Below are 1,952 nucleotides of genomic sequence, written 5' to 3' on the forward strand. Positions count from 1 at the left end.
CCAACGGCGGAGGTGCCGGAGCCACTGCCGGGGTCACCATGCCGTTGTCCTCCAACGCGATCTCGTCCAGGGGTGCGGCGGCCCTGTCGCAGTTCGGCGGGCGGGCCGTCAGGACGACGGCGACGCGGTCGCGGGCCACGACGGCGCCGTGCTCGGCAGGGTGGAGCCGCCCTTGAGCGCCTCCGCCATCTCCGTGAGCCGCGCCAGCGGGGCCGTACCGGCGACCACCGTGGTCACACCCTTGTCCCGGAGCACCAGGGCGTCGTACTTCGGTCCGGCCCAGCGCTCCCAGGCAACCCCGTTGACCAGCTGGGTCCGGCCCGTGTCGGCCGCCTTCAGCGTGACCTTGGGCACATACTTCGCATAGGCCTGGGTGGACTGCTCGATCGTCACGTACTCCCGGTCCGGGTCGAGGAAGCCCAGATGCCAGGCGGCGCCAGCGTCGCGGTCGTACCGCACGGACGTCGGCTTCCAGCCCTTGGCCAGCCCCTCGGGCGCCATCACCGGATACGGCGCCGCACGTTGCGCGGTCACCAGTTCGACCCGGTAGTCGACCGGCTTGATCCGGTCCTCGTCGTCGTTCGGAAGGAAGAGATAGATCACCGCGACGACGATCCCGATGACCGCCATCGACAGCACCATGTCCCGCACCGTCTGTTTGCCTCGCATACCTGCCACGCGTCCATGGTCGCATTAGGGATGCGTGCTCAAACGTGGGCCCCACTGCTCATTCTGTCGACCTGCCGATAGAGTCGAAGCACCCTCACTTCCGGCCGTCGCCGTACAGAAAGGTGCGCTCCGATGACCGAGCACAATCTGCCGCCCCATCTGGAGGTCTCGCCCGAGGCCCCCGACCGCAACCTCGCCCTCGAACTGGTCAGGGTCACCGAGGCCGCCGCGATGGCGGCCGGCCGGTGGGTCGGCCGCGGTGACAAGAACGGCGCGGACGGCGCGGCGGTCAAGGCCATGCGCACCCTCGTCCACACCGTCTCGATGAACGGTGTCGTCGTCATCGGCGAGGGCGAGAAGGACGAGGCCCCGATGCTCTTCAACGGGGAGCGGATCGGCGACGGCACCGGTGCGGAGTGCGATATCGCCGTCGACCCGATCGACGGGACGACCCTGGCCGCCAAGGGCATGCCGAACGCCATCGCGGTCCTCGCGGCCGCCGACCGGGGCGCCATGTTCGACCCGTCGGCCGTCTTCTACATGGACAAGCTGGTCACCGGCCCCGAGGCCGCGGAGTTCGTCGACATCAACGCGCCCGTCCCGGTCAATATCCGCCGGGTGGCCCGGGCGAAGGGCTGTATGCCCGAGGACGTCACGGTCGTGGTGCTCGACCGGCCGCGCCACGACGGCATCGTCAAGGAGATCCGGGAGACCGGCGCCCGGATCAAGTTCATCTCGGACGGCGATGTCGCCGGCGCGATCATGGCGGTCCGGGAAGGGACCGGTGTCGATCTGCTGATGGGCATCGGCGGCACCCCCGAAGGCATCATCACCGCCTGCGCCATCAAGTGCCTGGGCGGGACCATCCAGGGCAAGCTCTGGCCCAAGGACGAGGCCGAGCGGCAGCGCGCGCTGGACGCGGGCCATGACCTCGACCGGGTCCTCACCACGGACGACCTGGTCAGCGGGGACAACGTCTTCTTCGTCGCCACCGGGATCACCGACGGCGAGCTGCTGCGCGGGGTGCGCTACCGGGCGGAGACCGCGACCACCCAGTCGCTGGTGATGCGCTCCAAGTCCGGCACGATCCGGCAGATCGACTCCACGCACCGGCTGTCGAAGCTGCGCGCCTACAGCCAGATCGACTTCGACCGCGCGCAGTAGACCGGAGCAGTCGCGGGAGCGGCGGGCGGGCGCGGCAACGGCCCGGTGAGGATACTGGTGCGATGGGCAGCTACCGGGGACCGGCGACGCTCGACTGGCAGGCCAACGGCTCCCTGTGC

Annotated in this window: 2 protein-coding genes; one reads left to right on the forward strand and one right to left on the reverse strand. The window is 69.9% G+C overall.

Translation table 11 applies throughout. From position 1 onward, the window contains the following. Positions 1-108 precede the first annotated feature (108 nt). The gene (locus ACWDR0_RS34820; RefSeq protein WP_456355840.1) at positions 109-669 is read right to left on the reverse strand and encodes a DUF4245 domain-containing protein; all 561 of its coding nucleotides are present in this window, start codon (positions 667-669) and stop codon (positions 109-111) included. A gap of 132 nt (positions 670-801) precedes the next feature. On the opposite strand from ACWDR0_RS34820, the gene glpX reads away from it, so the two are divergent. Continuing rightward, complete coding sequence (gene glpX / locus ACWDR0_RS34825) at positions 802-1,833, forward strand: class II fructose-bisphosphatase (protein WP_456355839.1); 1,032 nt, start codon at positions 802-804, stop codon at positions 1,831-1,833. Positions 1,834-1,952 lie beyond the last annotated feature (119 nt).

This window comes from Streptomyces sp. NPDC003691 (genome assembly GCF_053981115.1).

What these genes read in the sequence shown, in the direction of transcription:
- ACWDR0_RS34820 (WP_456355840.1), bottom strand. Translation starts at nt 669, where the DNA reads ATGCGAGGCAAACAGACGGTGCGGGACATGGTGCTGTCGATGGCGGTC.
- glpX (WP_456355839.1), top strand. Translation starts at nt 802, where the DNA reads ATGACCGAGCACAATCTGCCGCCCCATCTGGAGGTCTCGCCCGAGGCC.